The organism is Gudongella ferriphila, assembly GCF_046224405.1.
Taxonomy (GTDB): Bacteria; Bacillota; Clostridia; order Tissierellales; family Tissierellaceae; genus Gudongella.
In genome coordinates this window covers 1-16,067 of sequence record NZ_JBJXRK010000014.1, presented here as the reverse complement: position 1 = coordinate 16,067, position 16,067 = coordinate 1, and the positions used below count along the sequence as shown (strand labels likewise).

The window sequence follows — 16,067 nt, the reverse complement described above, 5'->3', positions numbered from 1 at the left end:
TCCCTTGATGGATTTATTGCCTTTTCCTCAATGCCAGCTTGATAGTCTCAATAATCTGTGGACTGCAGCATTTTCCAAATGGATTGTTCTCTTCACACCTGCAGTTTTTCATGGCACCGGTTATTTTTACAACTTCCTTGAAAGATTTCGCCCCTTTGCTAACCACTGCATCAATGATCTGGTCTTCAGTTACCCTGGCGCAATAGCAAATGTACTTTGGATCAGCATCTTTCTTGTACCACACATCAACCGTAAGGTCATTTCTTTTAAATATTTGGTCCTCATCAAAATACACAATCTCACAATTCTCTTCAAGGCATATTCCATAATTCTCTTCCTTGATCTTATCCCTATTCTCAGGCTTTACCAAATGCTTCACTGTAGTATTGCCTACTGATTGAGCCCTTCCTCTACACAAAGGGCACTTAAGTTCTTTCTCCACCTTGCCTGTGGAGATTTCATTCCCTGATCAACATGACTTGACTCTATTATTCACATCCATGCAATCACTCCTCCCACATTTCAAGGCGGTTATTTCAGCCTATCCTGATCCAATATAAGTATATTTTAACATACTTTGAAGAAAATGACCTCAGTTTCCTATTTGGAATTTCATTGATACCTCAATGTGTTATAATTAAGTTGTTTCATTCCGCTAACAAGGAGGTTAAGCATATGGAAAAGAAATTGACGGTATCAATCATCCAGGATTCACCTGTAATTTTTGACCTTGAAAAGACCATGGAGAAGACAATCGAACTGACAAGAAAGGCTGCTTCCAAGGGATCAAAGCTGATAGTTTTTCCTGAAAGCTTTATTCCCTGCTATCCAAGAGGATTGACTTTTGGAATGGTCGTGGGAAGCAGAACCAAGGAGGCTAGAGAGGACTACAGAAGATATTATGAGAATTCAGTGGCTGTACCCGGACCGGAGATTGATCAGCTGGCTGAGCTTACAAAAGAGCTAGGGGTATACCTCTCCATTGGGGTAACTGAAAAAAATGGTGAAGGACTTGACGGAACACTTCATTGCACCAACCTGTTCTTTGGACCGGATGGATATATGGGCAGACACAGAAAACTTAAACCAACTGCAGCCGAGAGGGTCATTTGGGGAGAGGATGACGGGTCAACCATAACCGTTTTGGATACTCCCTATGGTAAAATGGGCTCCCTTATTTGCTGGGAAAACTATATGCCCCTTGCCAGGATGGCCATGTATATGAAGGGAGTCAACCTTTACATAGTTCCCACTGCAGATCAGAGGGAAGTATACCAGGCGACCCTGAGGCACATCGCCTTTGAGGGACGATGCTTTGTCCTTATGAGCAATCAATATGTGGAAAGGAGCATGTATCCCACAGATTTGAAATACTACAAAGACCTTGAAAAAGAACCTGAGGTGATGTCGCGGGGTGGCAGCTGTATAATAAATCCCTATGGAGAATATGTTGCAGGACCCTTATATGATGAGCCAGGTATTCTCACAGCTGAACTGGATCTGGACATGATTGTTGAGTCAAAGCTTGATTGGGATCCTGTGGGCCACTACAACAGACCCGAGATCTTCGACCTTAAGATAAATGAAAGGCCTTAGTATTATTGTATGGGGAGATATCCGATTATCTCCCTTTTTTCCATATCAAAAACAAGTCCTGCAAAATCGTGACCTTCCCTTGAGCCCAGCTCCACAAGTAGGTCAGATGAATCAATGGTTCCTGAAGGTGCTGGTCCATCATGTGTCCACAGGCTATCATAAATCTCACGAGGCACTTCTTCTATTCCAATCTCTGAAATATCGATCCTTAACCTGTTTTCCCAGGAAGATTCCATTAAATATTCGATGGCCTTTTCTACAGCCAGTCTGTGCTCTTTAGTAAATTTAAGACGGCCTTCAACCTTTGCTTCAATTTCATCAATCAGGACACCGATATGATCACTGGAGTAATCCAGGATCCTATTCTGCAGCTCAGTTGGAAAAATATCCTTTACATCCTGTGTAAACATGGACCCATCCCTTGGCATCCTGCTTCCAGTCACTGCAAATCCATCATTGCTTGTATCCACTTCAAGTACAAAGGGCAGGGATGCACCTGATTCAACCTCAGCGTCAAACTCGCCGAATGAGTACTCCTCAATCAGTGCCCATATATAGACCTCTTGTTTTCTCACATCGGAACCAAGGATATCAACAGCAACCAATGTGTTACCCAGGCTTCCCCCTGTTCTGTACTCAGACCTTATATAGTTTTCAATCACTGTTTTATCAATATCAGTAAGTTCCATATCACCTGGTGCGCAGCCTGAAATAAATATCGCCACCATAACCAACAGAAAAACTATTTTACTGATTTTCATCCTAACATCCTCTCCCTATCCTATGATGACATAAGTCTCCACAAAATTGCCAGAAAAACTCCTGCAGAAACCAACATCAGAGAAATTCCCCATAATTTGTTCTTCTCATACCGAATGAAACCCTCGTGAAATATTATCAATCCCACAATAGGCATCACAAATTCCTTTGCTCTTTCATCCAAAACGCCTGTGTAGGTTAATACCATTATTAAAAGTGCAGCTATGGATACTAGTCCCACAATAGCTGAAAAAATGTCCTTCACATTTTCTCCTCCTTTTCCCATTTATTCTTAAGCGATATTTACAACCGTAATCCGCCTATTACTCCACTTATTTCAACAGCCATCTGCAATAGGCCATCTTAATCATCAATAACCATTAACTCAATATTATATTCAATAAATCCATATGTCAACGAACCTGCTTGTACATTCTTATTTTCATCCATTTATGGGAAATAATATGATATACTAAGTGTATCCATACAGAAAGGACTGATCTTATGCTATCCCACCTGAGACTAGACAAGGATAAGGATTCACCTTTGTATATACAACTGTACGAGGCAATCAGAGATGCCATTGAATCGGATGCTCTCCAATCAGACAAGCTGCCCTCCATCAGAAATCTCGCCAAGCAGCTGGGTGTGAATAATGTAACTGTAGTAAATGCCTACAAGCAGCTTGAGCAGGACAATTACATATACACTGTCAAAGGTAGCGGCACATTCATAAAAAAACCCTCCTTCAGTCAAGAAAGCAGCCTGGTTGAAGAGGGTGATATGGAGCTTATGCTTTCAGGGATTTTTCCTCTTCTGAAGAACAGTATCGATTTCGCAAGCGTTTCACCCACTCCAGAGCTCTTTCCCATCGAGGAGTTCAAGAAATCCCTTGTGGAGGTTCTTGACAGGGATGGGGGCCAGGCATTTCTTTACCCTGAAATCACAGGCTTTGGGCCACTGAGGGAATCAATTTCCCAATTCCTTTTGGAGCATTACTCAATAACAGCCACCAAGGACCAGATTCTAATAACATCGGGAGGCCAGCAGGGGCTTGATATCATATCAAAGACTCTTATCCAGCAGGGCGATGTAATTCTTGTTGAGAATCCGACCTACCCTGGAGCCTTTGCAGCATTTCAGTCAAGGGGAGCCAGGATCCTTGGAATACCAATGGACCAAGAAGGGATTGACCTTGATGAGCTAAAGTCCTATGTAAAGCGGTACAGACCAAAATTTATATACCTTATGCCAAATTATCATAGCCCAACAACCATTTGCTACAGTGAAACCAGAAAAAAAGAGGTCCTGAGGCTTGCCAGGGAATATGAATTCTATGTCATTGAGGATGACTTTCTTACAGACCTTAGCTTTTCAGATGAAAAGAAACTGCCCTTAAAGACTTTGGACAGATTTGACCAGGTGATATTCATAAAGAGCTTTTCAAAGATCTTTATGCCAGGTGTCAGGATTGGCTTTATGACACTACCCAGGGCCTTGATGAAGGATATAATAAAGGCCAAGCACACAACTGACATTTCCTCATCTGGATACCTGCAAAGGGCCTTTGACCTTTATCTGAGAAAGGGCTTCTGGAGGGACCATATAGATATGATAACAGGCTTCTACAGGGAAAGGTACAGATTGATGGTATCCGGACTGGAAAATCTTAAACATTTGGGCATCTCCTACCTTGAGCCTCGAGGTGGATTGAGTGTTTGGGTTTCACTGCCCAAGGAATTCGATGCCATGGAGCTATACGAGGAGTGCGGAAGAAGGGGATTGGCAATTGTACCCGGAAAGGTATTCTTCACAGACGATAAAAATTCCGAGAAATATATAAGACTTAGCTTCAGTGCAGTAGGTGAAAAGGAGATTCATAAGGGACTTGAGATTCTCAAGGATATCCTTTCCCATTCAAAAGATGAACCTTCTGAAAGATATATGCCCTTTCTTTAAATAAGTAATCCTCCCAAGAGGGTTGTAGCTACTCATTTTCTTCAATCATAAATCTCTCAATGACCCTGTTGAACTCAACAGGGCTTTCTATTGGGGCCAGATGCCCTCCCTTGATTGCGATATGCTTTCCGTTCCTTACACTTTCCGCAATACTCTTTCCTGATTCATAACTGTAGAAGGTGCTATCTTCCCCGTTTAACACAAGGCATGGGACCTTAACACCACTAAGGGTGTCCCTGAAGTCGGAGCTGATTATGTCCTTCCAGACTTCATACATAAACTCAGGTCTATTCCCTTGCATGGTCTTTATAAGTATATCCTGATTGTCCTTATCCATATGAGGAGCCATCATCTTCATGAAGCTACTGGAAAATTCCATAAAATCATTTTTTATCTGAGATAAATCTGCCTTGGCCATTTCCAAGGTGTACTTTCCATTGAAAAGACCATGGCTCCAATCACCATCATTTACAACCTTGGGGGATGTCTCAACAAGAATAAGACTCCTAAGTCTTCCCTCTCCAAAAATTCTTATGTACTCCATAGCAACAGCCCCACCCATTGACCACCCCATAAGGGTGATCTCTGACAGGCCCAGATGCTCAAGAAGAGCCTCGACATCCCTTGCCATGGATTCAAAGCCTAGATTTTTCCCATCCACCACAGTCCGTCCATGGCCTCTAAGGTCCATGGTCACAACCATATATTTCCTTGAAAGTATCTTTTCAGTCAGTCTGTAGGCGCTGCTGTCAGCTCCAAATCCATGTATGCAAACCAATGGGTGCCCAGAACCCTTTACCCTATGGTAGAGCTCTGTACCATCCTCTATATTAAGATAACCACTAATCACAATATCACCAGCTTTTCAATTGACATCTAGTAGGCTTCAAGATCAGCCTGCAATTTTCTATCATCAAATATGTTTAAGTGCAATCTTCTGGACAGTTCCTTTATTATCCCTATTCCAGCCGAGGAGTTTCCATTTTCATCCAAAGCAGGTGAGAATATTCCAATACCCATACCATCCGGCAGTATTCCCATTATTCCTCCACCCACTCCTGATTTGGAAGGAATTCCAACCTCTATGGCATATCGTGCACTATAGTTGTACATTCCACAGGTGAACAGAAGCCCCTTTACCATAACTGACATATCCTTTCTGGAAATTCCCTTAATATCTATGCCCTCACACCCTGATGAAATGAACCTGCCGATTTTTGCAAGGTCCATTGTGTCAACCTGGATCGAGCATTGCTTGAAATATGTATCCAAGACCCCTTCTACATCTCCATCAAGGATTCCCTTGCTGTTCATAAGATAGGCCATTGATCTGTTTCTGCTGCCGGTTTCCTTTTCAGACAGATATACCTCCTCGTCGTAGCCAATATAGGGATTGTTGGCCATCCTTCTTGTAAGCTCAAGTATCTTTTGGAATCTCTCTTGGCTATCTCCCTTGATCATCCCTGTTGTTAGAATTGCACCTGAATTAATCATGGGATTTGCAGGCTTATGAATATTTGGAAGATCCAGCTTAGTAAATGCATTAAATGGCTCATCAGTACTGTCCAAACCAACCTTTTCAAAGATATGGTCCAGTCCGTTGTCCATTGCAGCCACCAGAAATGAAATCACCTTGGATATGCTCTGGAGGGTGAATTTTTCATTGTAGTCTCCTGCACTGTAAAGCAAGGATCCGGTTCTTCCGGCAACAGTTACTCCAATTTTCCTGTAGTCTGCCTTGGCAAGGGCCGGGATGTAGTTAGCAACCTTTCCATTTTCTATTAGGTGTCTGTTCCTATCAATTATCTCATTAAGTAGAATTTCCATATTTCCCTCCAAACTATGACGTTGTTGAAGCCAATAAGAGACCATAGAGATGGTCTCTTATTCTATAATATATCATTATTGGGCAGTTTAAAACTATAGATTGAATTTCCTTTTGGTGACACCTGATAAAAGGTAGATTGTCATCCAGCTTGCCACATGTGAGGAAACACCATTTGGATCCTGTGGAGGATATATTTCAACATAATCGAATGCCTCAGCCCCAGCTTTTCCACATTCATGCAATGCCATAGCCAGCTCGAATGTATTCAATCCACAAGGGTCAGGTGGACCTGCAGGATTATGGGCTACATCCAGAATATCCGAACAAACGGTTATATACAGTGCTTCTGTTCCGTCACTTGCAAGGTCAATGGCCTTCTTGATGGACTCGAATATCCCATTGATTTTTACTTCCATTCCTGTGATTACGTGAGCTCCAAACTTCTTGGCCTCCTTAAGACCTGATGGATTGTTCCTTGGACCTCTGATCCCGAAGTGAACCATATTTTTTGGATTCACATTCTCATCCTCATAGAGTCTGTGGAAGGGAGAGCACCTTGCATACTTATCTTCTCCATATGAGTCCATATTGTCCATATGAGAATCAAAGTGTATAACTCCGATTTTCCCATTGTGCTTTTTGGCAAATTCACTGATAAGAGGGTAGGATATGGAATGGTCCCCTCCAAACACTACAGGGAATTTCCCTGCATCTAGAATTTTCTTGTAATCCTTTCTTATGCTTTAGAAGGTAAAGTCATTGTCGCCATTTCTAACGGCAACATCCCCTATATCTCCTCCTGAAAAATGGTCAAATACGTCTATATCAAAGTCAGGAAGATACCCGCCGTATCTTGTTGATGCTTTTCTCACTGTCTTGGTTGCCATTTCCACACTGGTAAATGGTCCGTTTGTATTGACACCTTCCCAAGGGACTCCCATGAATACAATATCACTTTCTTCAAGATCCTTTTCTGTCCTTATAACCGGAAGTCCCAGAAAGCTTGGTACTCCACTGAATACCTCTGGAATCTCCCTTCCGGGTACGTAGCAAATTGGCTTGTTTTTCATTTATACACCCTCCTAAATTGTCAAACCGCTTTATACTATAAAGCAATTAAAATATTGATTTTATAACATCTATCACACTTCTACCGCCAATTACCAGGGTTATACCACTGATGATAATACCCAGTGCATTGGCAAATTTTGAATTTGAGTATTTTTTAAGCACCTTCTTGGATGCAGTGATATAAACCAGGAATATAACAATAAGTGGCAGGAATATACCATTTAGAGCCTGGGCCAAAATTATGATTGTCAAAGGATTGAAGCCAGTAGCTGATCCAATTATTCCCAGTATCAGTATTGCAACGTTTGTGTAGAAAAATCTCTTGTCGCTTTTGTCCTGCTTCCATCCAAGCAGTCCAGCCAAGACATATGAGACACCAAGAGGTGTTATGGTAGCTGAAGAGAATCCAGCTGCAAAAAGTCCAACACTCATGAAAATATTTGCAAACCTGCCCAAGGTAGGCTCCAGCTGAAGGGCCATATCGGCAGCTGAGTTTACAGTCATTCCCCTCATTACTGTTGCTGCAGTAATGAGAACGGCACTTGTTATGATTCCACCAATTATTATGGAAACTGTTGTATCCCATCTTGATAAAACAAGGTCCTCTGGTTTTTTCCAGTTGTCCCTAGCATTTGCACAATGGATAAAGAGATTATAGGGTACTATTGTAGTTCCGATTAGTGCAACAACATTCATCAATGCTCCCTCTGGAACTGTTGGAATAAGCCCCATGGCCATTTCTCCAAGGTCAGGCTTTACCACGACCATCGTAATGACAAAAACTGTCACCATTGTGAGAACAAGCACTCCCAGTATCTTTTCCAGCCATTTCACCGTACCCACATTCAGAAGAATCAGGATAATCACACCAATTGCCGGCGCTATGTAATTCGTTGGCAAGCCCGTAAGGTTGGAGATACCCAGAGAGGTTCAAATCAGATCCCCTGACATATAGGCAATACCTCCAAGGGTTATGGCACCTCCTACCAGTAGTATGGACAGATTCTTAAGAAACTTGTTATGTTCAAAGATGTCAACGATATGTTCCGCCAATCCCTTCTGGCTTATGATTCCCAGTCTTGCAGACATCTCCTGAAGTACTATGGTCGCGATAACAGAAAATATTACTGCCCAAAGTACGCTAAATCCAAATGTAGCACCTGTTCTTGTAGCGGTTGTTACTGTTCCAGGTCCCAAGAATGATCCAACAATTATAATTCCAGGACCCATAGCCTTCAACTTGTCCTTGAGAGTATACTTCTTTGGTACGGTTGCTAGTGTCTTATTCATAGCATTTCTCCTTTTCAGTTTATTATTTATAAATTCAAATGAAAACTAAAGACCTGAAGCAGAACCGGTATGGTTCTTTTATCTTCACCTAAGGAATTGAGCTCTCATTTCAACTTCTTCTGCAATACAGACAACCCTTGCAGGGGCTCATTTCAATATCTACAGCATTAAACACACAACATTATGACCACTACCTTCATTTGTAACCCTCCTTTTATCTATGTTCATTTAGCAGCCAACTGATTATGGATTGGTTGCTTGTTACAACTGGACTTTTTAGGATCAGGTTAAGGTCTTCCCGAATCTCAGTTGCCCTGAGATTTGTGCATGACACCAGCACTGTTCCATCAACTGATGTGATTCCATCTATATTATTCTTCACAAATTCAATTATCTCAACAGGCTCCACCCTTGCGATTTCAATATCATTCCGAAGTCCCATTCCGCAGCTATAATACACATTGAATCCAAATTCCCTAAGTACCTCCATCATAAAAGCATTTAATTCATCATCATAGGGTGTTACCAAAGCTATATTTTTGCTCCCTGTTCTTTTTAGCTGATCCAGTACGGCTCCTAAGGCACTTTTAGCAATGCACCCAAGTCTTTCAGAGACAAGTTTTTCAATTTGACCCACTCCCTCTCTTCCATACACCGCTGATGCTGATGTACATCCGAAAACCGCAAAATCAAAATCAGCGACTCCTTCAAGATTATCCAGAGCAGAGGGAAGGGATTCGCTTACCATCTTTTTTTCTGCTTCCAATCCAACCTCCATAAGAGGCAACCTTTGGGTATGTATGACATAGTTGTTTGGCAATTCCCTGTTTAGGTCAGTTTCCAAAGTGATATCAGTATTTGGTATAAGAAGTGCAACTCTTGAAAGACTCATATTAAACTCCCATCACGTATTGACTTTTTGGATATAAAACGATATTATCGTTTTATACACTATATAATCGTATTATGTTTAAATAATATATAATTCGGTTTAGTTTGTCAATGGAATAAAGTATAATATTTCGTGGACTTGATTATATTATTAAGACAAAACATTTTGGAGGAAGATATGAAAGGTAATTTGAGACTGATTCAATCCGTTCAGAGGGCAATTGACATAATAAACTGCTTTGATGAATCCAACAGCAAGCTCACGGTCAATCAAATCAGCAACAAGCTGGCCCTGCATGTAAACACCACAAGAGGTATTGTGAACACACTGGTTTATAATGGATATCTCATCCATAACATTGATGAAGGAAACTATTCTTTGGGGTATGTTTTTATTCCCAAGGCCGAACTGGTTGATAATAGCTATGTCGACAGGATGAAAAGCCTTGCAAGGCCACACCTGAGAGCCATAGCCAACAGTCACCAGGTTTCATCAAGACTTCAACTGGTATCCAACTACAATGTATTTACAGTGGATACCTTCAACCCTGAAAACTCAAGATACCTATTGTTGACTAAAATGAACACCAGCTTCCCTTTGAATGCAACTTCCTCGGGAAAGCTATTTCTAAGCTACCAGGACAATGAATTCCAGGAGAACTATTTAAGTACCAGTAAATTTGAAAAGTATACCAGCAAGACGATAGTTGACAGGGAATCCTTACAGGAAGAGATCAAGACCATAAGGTCCAAGGGATATTCCTTGGAGGACGAGGAGATAAGCATAGGAATGAGCAGCATTGCAGTCCCAATACTGTCAAATCCTTCAAAGATAATGGGGACCCTGAGCATAGTAGCTTCCAAGTCTTTCCTTGATGATATAAAGAACGAGGTGCTATCAGATCTTTTTACAGCAGCAGACGAGATAATTAGGGAATGGAAATCCCAGACAAGAACATAGAAGCCTTAGTGAATCGATCCAACATAAAGAAATCCCCTGAATATGACAAAGCATATTCAGGGGATTTTCCTATTCTTCTTCCATATGGATATGTTTAAGCATCTTAAGGAACATTCTGTCCCTACGCTTAATTGCTTCTTCATCTTTGCCATCTGAGTAATCGTAAAATCCCTCTTTTGATTTCACTCCATGTTTACCAGACTCCATCAGTTCGTTAAGCTTTTCCGTCGGTTCCTTGCAATCACTGAGTGACTTAAAAAGGTATGAGGAGATGTAGTAGAAAGTGTCTACTCCCCCAAGATCAGATGTTTCAAGGGGGCCCATAACCGGATATCTAAATCCAGGACCATACTTCATAGCCATGTCTATGTCCTCTGGTGTCCCGACTCCCTCCTGAAGAATATGCAAGGCTTCACGAAAAGCTGCAAACTGTATTCTGTTTCCAATGAATCCAGGAACATCCTTCTGAACAACAACTGGCTTCTTCTCTATCCTGTCCATCAAAGACTTAAGCACTTCAACAGTCTCATCAGAAGTAAAATTTCCTTTGATTAGCTCAACAAGTGGAACAATATGTGGAGGATTCCAAAAGTGCATCCCAATAAACCTTGTCTTGTCCTTAACCTTCTCAGAAATGCTGTTGATGCTAAGTCCAGATGTGTTTGTAGCAAAGTATGCATCAGGTTTTGCAATCTCCTCCACTTCCATCCAAAAGTCTTGCTTGATGTCCAGCTTTTCAACTATCGCCTCTACTATCAGGTCACAATCCTCAAATTCCGATTTCTCCAGGGTATAATGGATATTGTCCATCACCCTATCCTCTTCATCCTTTGTCATCAGGCCTTCCTTGAGAAGGGTCTGGTTGAAGATGTCCACAAGCCTTCTTGAATCCTCCAAGAGGGCTATGTTCAAGTCATTCACTAGAACCTCGTAGCCCTTTCTGGCAAATATCAGGGCAATTCCAGAACCCATTGTCCCTGCTCCGGCGATTCCTATTTTATTGATATTGTCCAATTTCATACTATACCTCCAAATAAAAGGCACCTGCCAGACCTACCTGGCGGTGCCCATTATGAATTCCAGGCTAAACCTGCATTTCTTTCAAATCATCTGCTATAATAAGCTTTGCTTCTGTTGCTTCCTGTACCTGCTCCACTGTGTACTCTGGATTAATCTCCCTAAGAACTATCCCTTCTTTGGTAACTTCCATCAAGCCCATTTCAGTTACTATATAGTCTACCTGTCCAGCTGCAGTAAGGGGAAGGGTACACTCCTTAAGAATCTTTTTGGCTCCCTTTGCTGTATGCTCCATTGCAATTGTCACCTTCTTGGCTCCAGTTACAAGGTCCATCGCTCCACCCATACCTGGAACCATTTTCCCTGGAATCATCCAGTTTGCAAGATTACCCTTTTCATCAACCTGAAGTGCTCCCAGAACTGTCATATCAACATGACCGCCTCTGATAATACCAAATGATGTTGAAGAGTCAAAGAAAACTCCACCAGGAAGAATTGTAACACATTGGCCTCCCGCATTTGTAATTCTGAAATCCTCCTGTCCTTCCTGAGGAACCGGGCCAAGTCCAATGAATCCATTCTCTGACTGCAGGAAGATATTTGCTCCTTCGGGAAGGTAGTTGGAAACCTTTGTCGGAAGTCCTATTCCAAGGTTTACAACGTCCCCGTCATGAAGCATATTAGCCACTCTTTTTGCTATATAATTCTTCATTTCATTTCTATCCATTATATTGCACCTCCGTTGACTAGGTGTGTTACAAAGATACCAGGAGTTACCACTTGGTTTGGATCCAGTTCCCCAACTTCAACAATTTCCTCAACCTCTGCTATTACAACTTCTGCTGCAGTTGCCATAAGCTGATTAAAGTTTCTGGTCGCTCCAAAATATTCAATGTTTCCGAATTTGTCTGCCGTCTGACCCGCTATAAGTGCAACGTCAGCCTTTAATGGAAGCTCTAAAAGGTATTCAACTCCATCAATTTCTATCTTCTGCTTGCCTTCCTCAACTACTGTACCCACACCAGTTGGGGTTAGGAAACCACCAAGGCCTGATCCTCCAGCCCTTACCTGCTCGGCAAGAGTTCCCTGTGGTACAAGAACAACCTCCATTTCCCCTTCGTTCATCTGTCTTCCAGTCTCTGGATTTGTACCTACGTGAGATGCAATCAGCTTCTTGATCTGCTTGTTTACAATTAGCTTTCCTACTCCATAATCTGGAAATGATGAGTCATTACAGATCAATGTAAGGTCCTTTGTTCCCTTTTCTACCAGCTTGTCCACCAATCTGTGAGGGTTTCCGCAACCAAGAAACCCTCCAACCATTATTGTCATGCCATCCTGGATCTTATCTATGGCTTCATCTATTGTAATTACTTTGTTCATATGGATACCTGCCTTTCATTATGATTTATTAGCGCTTAACCACCATTGAAATACCTTGTCCACCACCTATACAAAGTGTTGCCAATCCAAGCTTGTTGTCCCTCTTCTCCATTTCGTGAAGTAGAGTTACAAGTATTCTTGCACCACTTGCTCCGATTGGGTGTCCAATTGCAATAGCTCCACCATTTACATTGACCTTATCCATGTCAAAGTTAAGTTCCTTAGCTACCGAAAGCGCTTGTGCGGCAAATGCTTCATTGGCTTCTATTAGGTCCATGTCCTCGATTTTTAGACCCGCCTTGTCCAAAGCATTCTTGCTTGCAGGTATTGGTCCTGTTCCCATTATTGATGGGTCAACTCCACCTGATGCATAGCTTACTATTTCCGCCATTACCTCAAGACCCAGCTCTTTTGCCTTGTCCTCACTCATAACGACAAACGCCGCTGCTCCGTCATTGATACCTGATGCATTACCAGCAGTAACTGAACCATCCTTTTTGAATGCAGGTCTCAACTTTGCAAGAGTTTCCATTGTTGTACCAAACTTTGGATACTCGTCGGCATCCACAACAACGGGGTCACCCTTTCTTTGAGGGATCTCAACGTGTACGATCTCTTCCTTGAATCTGCCTTCCTTTATTGCCTTCTCCGCTCTAGTCTGTGAATTATATGCAAGCTCATCCTGCTCTTCTCTGGTCAGACCATACTTTTCTACAATATTCTCCGCAGTTACTCCCATATGATAATTATTGAATATGTCTGTAAGTCCATCAGCCACCATGTAGTCGATTACCTGTCCATTGCCCATTCTCTGTCCCCATCTGTTGTTTGGTAGCAGGTATGGAGCCATGCTCATGTTTTCAGTTCCACCTACAACCAACACTTCGGCATCTCCTGCCTTTATAGCCTGAGCTGCCAATGCAACAGTCTTCAGTCCTGATCCACAAACCTTGTTTACTGTATATGCTGTCACGTATTCTGGTATTCCAGCTCCAATTGCAACCTGTCTAGCAACATTCTGCCCTTGTCCAGCTTGGAGAACGTTCCCAAATATCACCTCATCGACCATCTCTGGTTTGACTCCAGCTCTTTCCATTGCAGCCTTAACAGCAACCTTACCAAGCTCAACCGCGCTTGTGTTCTTGAATACTCCTCCGTAACTACCTACAGGTGTTCTTACAGCACTAACTATTACAGCTTTTTTCATACTAAAACCCTCCTCATTGAAATTCTTAACCTAATAACTTGCAATTACCATGCCAATTTATGTTTAATTTTTTCTGATAAAATAGGAAATTATATGCATTAATGATTATGTTTGTTAAAATATAATCATTAATGCTCAGAAACTAGCTCCTTTTTGTCCCTTTACCCATAAAAATAACTCTTACTCTATATAATTGTAAAGTATTTCTTACATAATTGATTGTAGATTTAATGATATGTAAGTTTATCCGCACAGTATTGTATTCTCGTTTCTTGTTTTGTTCAGTTATTGTACAATATCTATTATTGTTATATTATTAACTATCTTTGATGGCGTACTTGTCCATTTTCTCATAGAGACTGGTTCTGCTTATTCCAAGAGCCTTGGATGCCTTGGACTTATTACCTTTTACATCAAGCAAGGTCCTGACAATAGCTTCCCTCTCTACCTCCTCCAGTGTTTCTCTTAAACTTCTGTTTACAAATATATCCTGGTTGCCTGTAATTCTATGTGGTAGATGCTTTGGAAGTATTCTTCTCTCATCTCCCAGGAAGTTGATTGCCCTTTCAAGTACATTCTCCAGCTCTCTGATGTTTCCTGGCCAACCATACCCCTTTAGCATTTCAAGGGATTCAGATGATATTCCGTCAACATACCTATTTTCCCTGATGCTTATCTTTTCAATAAGGTACTCGGAAAGTAACTGGATGTCATCCTTCCTCTGGTTTAGAGAGGGAATCCTTAAACTGACAACATTTAATCTGTAGTAAAGGTCCAGCCTAAATGTACCATCATTCACCATGCTCTCAAGATCCTTATTTGTTGCAGCAATAACCCTAACATCAACCTTCTCGGATGTATTGGAACCTATCCTTTCAATTTCTCTTTCCTGAAGAACTCTAAGAAGCTTCACCTGCATGTTCATGGGAAGATCTGCTATCTCATCCAAAAAAATCGTTCCTCCATCAGCGGCCTTGAACTTGCCGATTTTTCCACCCTTTTTGGCTCCTGTAAAAGCTCCCTCCTCGTAGCCAAATAACTCTGATTCAAGAAGCTCATATGGTATAGCACCACAGTTAACCTTGATGAATGGAGCATCCATCCTCTTGCTGTTGTTGTGTATGGCGTGAGCAAACAATTCCTTACCGGTTCCAGATTCCCCCAGTATTAGTACATTGGAATTTGTTGAGGCTATGTTTCTGGTAAGTTCCTTAATCCTCTTTATTTCAATGTTTTCACCTATTATACTATCTAAGGCATATTCTGCCTTGTTGGCCTTCTTGAACTCGTCACGGTAAAGATTCAATTCCTTTTCAATATTGTTGATCTTCATGTATAGGTTGTTAAGTTCATCTACATCCCGAAATAGAATCTTTCCAATTGCTCCCACTACCTTTCCCTTGGCGTATACAGGAATCCTTGTGGCGATTATCTTCTTTCCCTTAACAATCTGAATTTGTGCTATCTCGGCCTTCCCAGTCTTAAGTACAACATCAAGCCTGGTATTATCAACAACATTCACTACATTAAGTCCTATAAGGTCCTCCTTTTTTCTGTTCAAAAACTCTGCATAGCTTTCACTTATCATCTCGATTATGCCTTCGCTGTTGACGTAGATGAAGGATTCGTTGGATGAATCAAGCACTGTTCTTAGAAGGGAGGAGGCTTGTACCTCATAATCAAAGGCTTTGAGTTCCTCCTTGTGCTTGCTAAGGGGATTGAACTCAACAAATATTCCTTTAAAATCTTGCGCTTCAAACAATCCAGTATAGAGAAGAAGTTCTTTTCCCTTGTATTTCATAAGATTCCTGGACACTTCTCCACCATTGATGTGCTCGTGTATCCTAAGCTCAGAAAGTATGTCAGTGATTATATCCTCTGCATCATTATCACTCTCTGTTTCCAGCAGCTCCCTTCCCTTGCTGTTTATCAGGAAAAGATTGTAATCCTCATCAAGAATTATAAAACCCGAATCGTATATGTTTATTATATCTTCAACTGAAATCATGTTGTTTGACATCCTAACACCCCATTAATATTCCGACTGTCTTAATTATATCATTAGTGTCAATTTTTTGAACACAAAAAACTGCTACAAAAAAAGA

General features: G+C 41.4%; 16 protein-coding genes and 1 pseudogene. 3 read left to right on the top strand and 14 right to left on the bottom strand.

What is annotated here, in order from left to right:
- Window positions 1–13: 13 nt before the first annotated feature.
- Window positions 14–502 carry a Csac_0668 family 2Fe-2S cluster-binding (seleno)protein gene (locus ACKVDP_RS08675; protein ID WP_409228427.1) on the bottom strand — a complete coding sequence of 163 codons (489 nt, stop codon included), beginning with the start codon at window positions 500–502 and terminating at the stop codon, window positions 14–16.
- 173 nt (window positions 503–675) lie between these two features.
- Here ACKVDP_RS08675 and ACKVDP_RS08670 point away from each other — a divergent pair, with 173 nt between their 5' ends.
- A complete protein-coding gene (locus tag ACKVDP_RS08670; protein WP_409228426.1) occupies window positions 676–1,596 on the top strand; it encodes a carbon-nitrogen hydrolase family protein in 921 nt (306 codons plus the stop codon).
- A 2-nt stretch (window positions 1,597–1,598) separates the two neighbouring features.
- Here the strand turns inward: ACKVDP_RS08670 and ACKVDP_RS08665 are convergent, their stop codons facing one another.
- Window positions 1,599–2,357, bottom strand: a complete 759-nt coding sequence (locus ACKVDP_RS08665; RefSeq protein ID WP_409228425.1) for a hypothetical protein — start codon at window positions 2,355–2,357, stop codon at window positions 1,599–1,601.
- A gap of 20 nt (window positions 2,358–2,377) precedes the next feature.
- Window positions 2,378–2,620 carry a hypothetical protein gene (locus ACKVDP_RS08660; protein ID WP_409228424.1) on the bottom strand — a complete coding sequence of 81 codons (243 nt, stop codon included), beginning with the start codon at window positions 2,618–2,620 and terminating at the stop codon, window positions 2,378–2,380.
- Between the two features lie 239 nt (window positions 2,621–2,859).
- Here ACKVDP_RS08660 and pdxR point away from each other — a divergent pair, with 239 nt between their 5' ends.
- Window positions 2,860–4,314, top strand: coding sequence for a MocR-like pyridoxine biosynthesis transcription factor PdxR (gene pdxR / locus ACKVDP_RS08655; protein ID WP_409228422.1), 1,455 nt, complete (start codon window positions 2,860–2,862; stop codon window positions 4,312–4,314).
- Window positions 4,315–4,342: 28 nt separating this feature from the next.
- On the opposite strand, the gene ACKVDP_RS08650 is transcribed toward pdxR, so the two are convergent.
- The 6 genes and pseudogenes from ACKVDP_RS08650 to ACKVDP_RS08625 all read right to left on the bottom strand — a co-directional run bounded on the left by ACKVDP_RS08650 (window position 4,343) and on the right by ACKVDP_RS08625 (window position 9,395).
- Window positions 4,343–5,164, bottom strand: coding sequence for an alpha/beta fold hydrolase (locus tag ACKVDP_RS08650; RefSeq protein ID WP_409228420.1), 822 nt, complete (start codon window positions 5,162–5,164; stop codon window positions 4,343–4,345).
- 26 nt (window positions 5,165–5,190) lie between these two features.
- A complete protein-coding gene (glsA, locus tag ACKVDP_RS08645; protein ID WP_409228419.1) occupies window positions 5,191–6,141 on the bottom strand; it encodes a glutaminase A in 951 nt (316 codons plus the stop codon).
- Between the two features lie 93 nt (window positions 6,142–6,234).
- Window positions 6,235–6,882 (bottom strand): agmatinase family protein, encoded by a 648-nt coding sequence (locus ACKVDP_RS08640; protein ID WP_409228468.1) that lies wholly within the window; start codon window positions 6,880–6,882, stop codon window positions 6,235–6,237.
- Between the two features lie 3 nt (window positions 6,883–6,885).
- A complete protein-coding gene (locus tag ACKVDP_RS08635) occupies window positions 6,886–7,212 on the bottom strand; it encodes an arginase family protein (RefSeq protein ID WP_409228417.1) in 327 nt (108 codons plus the stop codon).
- Window positions 7,213–7,258: 46 nt separating this feature from the next.
- A pseudogene (locus ACKVDP_RS08630) lies at window positions 7,259–8,443 on the bottom strand (Nramp family divalent metal transporter).
- A gap of 274 nt (window positions 8,444–8,717) precedes the next feature.
- A complete protein-coding gene (locus ACKVDP_RS08625; RefSeq protein ID WP_409228415.1) occupies window positions 8,718–9,395 on the bottom strand; it encodes a maleate cis-trans isomerase family protein in 678 nt (225 codons plus the stop codon).
- A 177-nt stretch (window positions 9,396–9,572) separates the two neighbouring features.
- Here ACKVDP_RS08625 and ACKVDP_RS08620 point away from each other — a divergent pair, with 177 nt between their 5' ends.
- Window positions 9,573–10,355, top strand: coding sequence for an IclR family transcriptional regulator (locus tag ACKVDP_RS08620; RefSeq protein WP_409228414.1), 783 nt, complete (start codon window positions 9,573–9,575; stop codon window positions 10,353–10,355).
- 69 nt (window positions 10,356–10,424) lie between these two features.
- Here the strand turns inward: ACKVDP_RS08620 and ACKVDP_RS08615 are convergent, their stop codons facing one another.
- The 5 genes from ACKVDP_RS08615 to ACKVDP_RS08595 all read right to left on the bottom strand — a co-directional run bounded on the left by ACKVDP_RS08615 (window position 10,425) and on the right by ACKVDP_RS08595 (window position 15,982).
- Window positions 10,425–11,375 carry a 3-hydroxyacyl-CoA dehydrogenase family protein gene (locus ACKVDP_RS08615; protein WP_409228413.1) on the bottom strand — a complete coding sequence of 317 codons (951 nt, stop codon included), beginning with the start codon at window positions 11,373–11,375 and terminating at the stop codon, window positions 10,425–10,427.
- A gap of 64 nt (window positions 11,376–11,439) precedes the next feature.
- Entirely contained in the window at window positions 11,440–12,099 is a 660-nt protein-coding gene (locus ACKVDP_RS08610) for a 3-oxoacid CoA-transferase subunit B (RefSeq protein WP_409228412.1), read from the bottom strand.
- On the bottom strand, window positions 12,099–12,755 hold the full coding sequence (atoD, locus tag ACKVDP_RS08605) for an acetate CoA-transferase subunit alpha (protein ID WP_409228411.1): 657 nt from the start codon (window positions 12,753–12,755) through the stop codon (window positions 12,099–12,101). The genes ACKVDP_RS08610 and atoD overlap by 1 nt, the downstream gene beginning before the upstream one ends.
- 28 nt (window positions 12,756–12,783) lie before the next feature.
- Window positions 12,784–13,962 (bottom strand): acetyl-CoA C-acetyltransferase, encoded by a 1,179-nt coding sequence (locus ACKVDP_RS08600; RefSeq protein ID WP_409228410.1) that lies wholly within the window; start codon window positions 13,960–13,962, stop codon window positions 12,784–12,786.
- A gap of 316 nt (window positions 13,963–14,278) precedes the next feature.
- Window positions 14,279–15,982, bottom strand: a complete 1,704-nt coding sequence (locus tag ACKVDP_RS08595; RefSeq protein ID WP_409228409.1) for a sigma-54 interaction domain-containing protein — start codon at window positions 15,980–15,982, stop codon at window positions 14,279–14,281.
- Window positions 15,983–16,067: the final 85 nt, after the last annotated feature.